The 5,851-nt window shown below is 73.5% G+C and carries 8 protein-coding genes; all 8 read left to right on the forward strand.

The annotated features are described in order from the left end of the window. On the forward strand, positions 1-266 hold a 266-nt coding region (locus tag PHC73_RS10650), incomplete at its 5' end, for a TonB-dependent receptor (RefSeq protein ID WP_300127801.1). A 216-nt stretch (positions 267-482) separates the two neighbouring features. Then, positions 483-1,058 carry a hypothetical protein gene (locus PHC73_RS10655; protein ID WP_300127804.1) on the forward strand — a complete coding sequence of 192 codons (576 nt, stop codon included), beginning with the start codon at positions 483-485 and terminating at the stop codon, positions 1,056-1,058. Then, entirely contained in the window at positions 1,055-1,657 is a 603-nt protein-coding gene (gene cobO / locus PHC73_RS10660; RefSeq protein ID WP_300127807.1) for a cob(I)yrinic acid a,c-diamide adenosyltransferase, read from the forward strand. The genes PHC73_RS10655 and cobO overlap by 4 nt, the downstream gene beginning before the upstream one ends. Then, complete coding sequence (locus tag PHC73_RS10665; RefSeq protein ID WP_300127810.1) at positions 1,654-2,937, forward strand: cobyrinate a,c-diamide synthase; 1,284 nt, start codon at positions 1,654-1,656, stop codon at positions 2,935-2,937. Before cobO ends, PHC73_RS10665 begins: the two co-directional genes overlap by 4 nt. After that, positions 2,934-3,581 carry a 5,6-dimethylbenzimidazole synthase gene (gene bluB, locus PHC73_RS10670; RefSeq protein WP_300127813.1) on the forward strand — a complete coding sequence of 216 codons (648 nt, stop codon included), beginning with the start codon at positions 2,934-2,936 and terminating at the stop codon, positions 3,579-3,581. Before PHC73_RS10665 ends, bluB begins: the two co-directional genes overlap by 4 nt. Beyond that, positions 3,578-4,381 carry a cobalamin-binding protein gene (locus tag PHC73_RS10675; RefSeq protein WP_300127816.1) on the forward strand — a complete coding sequence of 268 codons (804 nt, stop codon included), beginning with the start codon at positions 3,578-3,580 and terminating at the stop codon, positions 4,379-4,381. The genes bluB and PHC73_RS10675 overlap by 4 nt, the downstream gene beginning before the upstream one ends. A gap of 61 nt (positions 4,382-4,442) precedes the next feature. Beyond that, positions 4,443-5,360, forward strand: a complete 918-nt coding sequence (cbiB, locus tag PHC73_RS10680; protein WP_300127819.1) for an adenosylcobinamide-phosphate synthase CbiB — start codon at positions 4,443-4,445, stop codon at positions 5,358-5,360. Continuing rightward, the coding region (locus tag PHC73_RS10685) for an aminotransferase class I/II-fold pyridoxal phosphate-dependent enzyme (RefSeq protein WP_300127821.1) at positions 5,357-5,851 on the forward strand (495 nt) is incomplete at its 3' end. The genes cbiB and PHC73_RS10685, both read left to right, overlap by 4 nt.

Raw genomic sequence — 5,851 nt, forward strand, 5'->3', positions numbered from 1 at the left:
CCGACCGCCGCTTCGGCCGCTGGCGCCTGGGCACCAGCCTGTACGGCGAGGGCAAGCGCTACGACGATCTGGCCAACCGCCACCGGTTGGGCGGCTACGTGACCGTGGACCTGCGCCTGGCCTACGCGCTCACGCGCGACTGGACGCTGGAGGGCAAGCTCGCCAACGCCCTCGACAAGGGCTACCAGACCGCGCGGCTGTTCGAGCAGGACGGGCGCAACGGCATGCTGACCGTGCGCTACACGCCGGCCAGTGCAGCGCACTGAGGCTGTGACGAACGGTCCAGGCCAAGCCAGGGATGGCTTGCGCGCCGATCGAGCGCGTCAAATGCTCGATCGGCGCAGGCCGTCGCGGACAGGCGCCACGACGGCCGAGTTGAAAAAAGAGCAGGAAGCCCTTTTTCAACGACCTGCCAGGCACCTCATAATCGGCCGCCCGCCGTGCGGCGGCCGCCTGTTCCAATCCCGACGGAGAACCACCCGATGAACAAATTGCCCCTGTCGCGCCCGCTGCCGGTCGGCCTTGCGCTCGCCGCGCTGATGCTGCTGACGCGCAGCCACCACTTCGCCAGCGCCGTGCACCTGCCGGATGCCTCCTGGGCGGCGTTCTTCCTGGCCGGCACGCTGCTGCCCGGCTGGCGGCCGCTGGCGGCGCTGCTGGGTCTCGCTGGCGCGGTGGATTACGTCGCCATCACCTTCGGCGGCGTGAGCGCGTTTTGCGTGAGCCCGGCCTACGTGGCGCTGATCCCGGCTTATGGCGCGCTGTATGCCGCCGGCCGCTGGTATGCCCGTGGCCACCAGGCGACGCTGACCAGCCTGCCGCGCTTTGTCGCCGCAGCGCTGGTCGGCACCACGGCCTGCGAGCTACTGTCGAGCGGCGCGTTTTTCTTTTTCTCCGGCCGCTTTGCCGAGCCGACGCTGGCCGAGTTCGGCGCGCGTCTTGCGCGTTACTTCCCGCTGGCGCTGGAAGGCATGGCGCTGTACCTGACCGCCGCGGTGATCGTCTATGCGGCGTTCGTGGCACTCGCCAACCGCCGCGCCGGCCACGCCCACGGATGACCGACGACCGCGCCCTGCGCCACCGCTCGCGCATGGCCCGGCGCAAGGCGCGGGTCGATGCGGCGATTGCCGCCGCCGATCAGGACCGCGGCCTGCTGCTGGTGCTGACCGGCCCCGGCAAGGGCAAGTCGAGCTCGGCCTTCGGCATGGTGGCGCGGGCGCTCGGGCACGGGCTTGCCGTACAGGTGGTGCAGTTCATCAAGGGCCGCAGCGACACCGGCGAGGAGGCGTTCTTTCGCCGCCAGCCGGGCGTCGCCTGGCAGGTGTGCGGCGAGGGCTTCACCTGGGAGACGCAGGACCGCGCCCGCGACATCGCCGCCGCCGAGGCCGGCTGGGCGCACGCCGCCCGGGCACTGGCCGATCCGGCGGTCGATGTCGTGGTACTGGACGAAATCACCTACCTGTTCAACTACGGCTATCTCGATCTCGACCGGGCGCTCGAGGCAATCGCCGCCCGCCCGCGCATGCAGCACGTCATCGTCACCGGCCGGGCGGCACCACGGGCGCTCGTCGAGGCCGCCGACACGGTGAGCGACATCGGCGACCTCAAGCACGCGTTTCGGGCCGGGGTGCGCGCCCAGCCGGGTATCGACTGGTGAATCACCCCTGCCCCGCCCTGCTGGTGGCGGCCACCGCTTCCGGCCAGGGCAAGACCACCGTCACCGCAGCGCTGGCCCGCCGGCACCGGGATGCCGGGCGGCGGGTGCGGGTGTTCAAGTGCGGGCCGGATTTTCTGGACCCGCAGATTCTCGAGGTCGCCAGCGGCGCGCCGGTCCAGAATCTCGATCTGTGGATGTGCGGCGCGGACGACGGCGCCGGGCGCCTGCACGCCGCCGCGCAACAGGCGGACCTGATCCTGGTCGAGGGCGTGATGGGGCTTTACGACGGCACGCCGTCGAGTGCCGACATCGCGCTTGCCTTCGATCTGCCGGTGCTGGCGGTGATCGACGCCGGCGCCATGGCGCAGACGTTCGGCGCGCTGGCACTGGGTCTGGCCACCTACCGGCCGGGCCTTAAGCTCACCGGCGTACTCGCCAACGGCGTCGGCAGCGCCCACCACGCCGGGCTGCTCGAGGCGAGCCTGCCGGACGGCATGGCCTGGTACGGGGCGCTGGCGCGCGAATCTGCGGCGAGCCTGCCGCAGCGGCATCTGGGTCTCACGCAGGCGGCCGAGATCGCGGATCTGGACGCGCGACTCGCCCGGCTCGCGGCGGCGCTGCCGGCGGCCGCCGACACGCTGCCACCGGCGGTGGCGTTCACCGCCCCGCACGCCGCGCCTGTGCCGCGCCTGCTCGATGGCGCGCGCATCGCCGTGGCGCGCGATGCGGCGTTTGGCTTCATCTATCCCGCCAACCTCGACACGCTCGCGGCGCTGGGGGCGGAGGTCAGGTTCTTCTCGCCGCTCGCCGGCGAGCCGGTACCCGAGGCGGACGCGCTGTGGCTGCCGGGCGGCTATCCCGAGCTGCACGCGGCGCAGCTCACGCAACGGCAGGCGTTTTTCGACTCCCTGCGCGCCCACCACGCCGCCGGGCGGCCCATCCTCGCCGAGTGCGGCGGCATGCTGGTGCTGTTCGACACGCTGACCGACGCCAGCGGCGCCGCGCAGCGCATGGCCGGTCTGCTGCCGGGCCACGCCGTGATGCAAACGCGCCTGGCCGCGCTCGGCGGGCAGGCACTGGCGCTGCCGCAAGGCGATCTGCGCGGGCACACATTTCACTACTCGCGCCTGGACACGCCGCTCACGCCGGCGCTTTATGCCAGCACGCCGGACGGGCGGCCCGGCGAGGCCGTGTACCGGGCCGGGCGCCTCACCGCCAGCTACGTGCACGCCTACTTTCCGAGCCATCCGGCCGCCGTGGCGGCGCTGCTGGCGCCATGAGCGAGCTGGTTTTCGACCCGGCCGCGCGCGAGGCCGTTTACCGCGCCATCCACGCCCGGCGCGACGTGCGGCACTTCGTGCCGGGCGCGGTGGACGAGGCGGTGCTCCGGCGCCTGCTCGAAGCCGCTCACGCGGCGCCGAGCGTCGGCCTCATGCAGCCCTGGCGCTTCATCCGCGTGCGCGACGCCGCCCGCCGCGCGGCGATTGCCGAGCTCGTCGAGCACGAGCGGCAGGCCACCGCGCAGGCGCTTGGCCCGCGCGGGGCGGAATTTCTGGCGCTCAAGGTGGAAGGCGTGCGCGAGTGCGCCGAGCTGCTGGTGGTGGCCTTGGCGCCGGACGACGGCACGCTGTTCGGCCGGCGCACGCTGCCGCGCGAGATGGCGCTGGCGTCCGCCGCCTGCGCCATCCAGAACCTGTGGCTGGCGGCGCGGGCGGAGAATCTCGGCCTTGGCTGGGTGTCGCTGTTCGAGCCGGGCGCGCTCGCCGAATTGCTCGAACTGCCGCACGGCGCGCTGCCCATCGCCATCCTGTGCCTGGGCCCGGTGGCGGCGTTCTACGAACGCCCGCTGCTGGAACTTGCCGGCTGGCGGCAGGCGCGGCCGCTCGCCGAGCTGCTGCACGACGAGCGGTGGCCCGCGCCGTGACCTGCCGCCTGCCCCGGCGCATCGTGTGCCTCACCGAGGAGACCTGCGAGACGCTGTACCTGCTCGGCGAGCAGGACCGCATCGTCGGCATCAGCGGCTTTACCGTGCGTCCGGCCCGGGCGCGGCGCGAGAAGCCCAAGGTGGCCGCCTTCACCAGCGCCAGGATCGACAAGATCCTCGCGCTCGAACCCGATCTGGTGCTCGGTTTCAGCGATCTGCAGGCCGACATCGCCGCCGCGCTCATCCGCGCGGGCCTTGCCGTGCACGTGTTCAACCAGCGCACGCTGGCCGGCATCCTCGCCATGATCGAGACGGTGGGCGCGCTCGTTGGCGCGCCGGACCGAGCCGCCGCCTTGGTCGCGGAACTCGAAGCCGGCATGGGGGCCGTCGCGCAGGCCGCCGCCCGGCTGCCGCGCCGGCCATGCGTGTACTTCGAGGAATGGGACGCGCCGCTGATCAGCGGCATCGGCTGGGTGTCGGAGCTGATCACGCTCGCCGGCGGCGAGGACTGCTTTCCCGAACTCGCCGGCCGCGCCGCCGCGCGCGAGCGGGTGATCGCCGACCCGGCCGAGGTGGTGCGCCGGGCGCCCGAGCTCATCATCGGCTCGTGGTGCGGCAAGCGCTTTCGGCCGGACAGCCTGGCCGCCCGGCCGGGCTGGGATGCCATCCCGGCCGTGCGCCGCGGGCAGGTGTTCGAGATCAAATCCTGCGACATCCTGCAGCCGGGGCCGGCGGCACTGACCGATGGGCTCAAGCAACTGCACGCGCGCATCGCCGCCTGCGCGGCGCTTGGCCCATGAAACGCTGGCTGGCGATCGCGCTCGCCTGGCACCACTGGCCACTGCGGCCGGTGGCGTTTCCATGAGCACGCTGCTGCTGCGCGCCGCCACGGCGGCGCTCGGCGTGGCGCTCGACCGGCTGTGCGGTGAGGTGCCGCGCGCACATCCGCTGATCGGCTTCGGGCGGCTCGCCGGGGGCCTGGAAGCCGCGCTCAACCGGCCATCAAGCGGCGACCTGCCACGCCGTCTCATGGGCATCGGCGCGCTGCTGGCGCTCATCGGGCTGCCGACGCTGCTGCTCGCGGCCGTGCCACGCCATCCGCTGTTCGACGCGCTGGTGCTGTATTTCACGCTCGGCTGGCGCAGCCTCGGCGAACACGCCGCCGCCGTGCAGGCACCGCTCATGGCCGGCGATCTGCCCGCCGCGCGCGCGGCGGTCTCGCGCATGGTGAGCCGCGACTGTGCGGCGCTCGACGAGGCCGCAGTCGCCGCCGCCGCGGTCGAGTCGGTGCTCGAGAACGGCAACGACGCCGTGTTCGGCGCGCTGTTCTGGTTTGCCGTCCTGGGGGCGCCCGGGGCGCTCGCCTACCGCCTCGCCAATACGCTGGATGCGATGTGGGGCTACCGGAATGAGCGCTTTTTGCACTTCGGCTGGGCGGCGGCGCGACTCGATGACCTGCTGAACCTGGCCCCGGCGCGAGCGACGGCGCTCGCCTATGCGCTGTGCGGCGACGCGCGCCGCGCGCTCGCCTGCTGGCGCACGCAGGCCGGCGCCTGGAAGAGCCCCAACGCCGGACCTGTGATGGCCGCCGGCGCCGGCGCGCTTCGCGTGCGGCTCGGCGGCCCGGCGCGCTACCACGGCGCCGTCGAGAACCGCCCGCTGCTCGGCGCAGGCCAGCCGGCCACGGCGGCGGACATCGGCCGGGCGCGGGCGCTGGTCGGGCGCTCGCTCGCGCTGTGGCTGGCCGTGCTGCTCGCGCTCGGCCTGCTCGCACCATGAGCGCCTTGCCCCACGGCGGCGGCCTGCTCGCCGCCGCCCGCCGCTACGGCATTGCGCCCGGCGACTGGCTGGACCTGTCGACCGGCATCAACCCGCGCGGCTACCGCCTGCCGGGCGTGCCGGCGGCGGTCTGGCAGCGCCTGCCGCAGGACGACGACGGCCTCGTCGACGCCGCCGCCGCTTACTTCGGCTGCGAAACCCTGCTGCCGGTGGCGGGCTCGCAGGCCGCCATCCAGGCCCTGCCACGCCTGCGTGCACCCAGCCGCGTGGCGCTGCTCGCACCGATGTATGCCGAGCACGCCCACGCCTGGCGGCAAGCCGGTCACGCCGTGCGCGAGCTGCAGGCCGCGGCTTTACTCGATACACGCGACGCCGACGTCGTCGTGCTCGCCAGCCCCAACAACCCGACCGGCGCGCGCTTTGCGCCGCAGGAGCTGCTGGCGCTGCACGCGCGCCTGCCGCCGGGCGGCTGGCTGGTGGTCGACGAAGCC

It is taken from the genome of Immundisolibacter sp. (assembly GCF_028696615.1).
Taxonomy (GTDB): domain Bacteria; phylum Pseudomonadota; class Gammaproteobacteria; order Immundisolibacterales; family Immundisolibacteraceae; genus Immundisolibacter.

Coding starts and splice junctions, on each gene's coding strand:
- cbiB (WP_300127819.1), top strand. CDS start 4,443: ATGAGCACGCTGCTGCTGCGCGCCGCCACGGCGGCGCTCGGCGTGGCG.
- cobO (WP_300127807.1), top strand. CDS start 1,055: ATGACCGACGACCGCGCCCTGCGCCACCGCTCGCGCATGGCCCGGCGC.
- bluB (WP_300127813.1), top strand. CDS start 2,934: ATGAGCGAGCTGGTTTTCGACCCGGCCGCGCGCGAGGCCGTTTACCGC.
- PHC73_RS10655 (WP_300127804.1), top strand. CDS start 483: ATGAACAAATTGCCCCTGTCGCGCCCGCTGCCGGTCGGCCTTGCGCTC.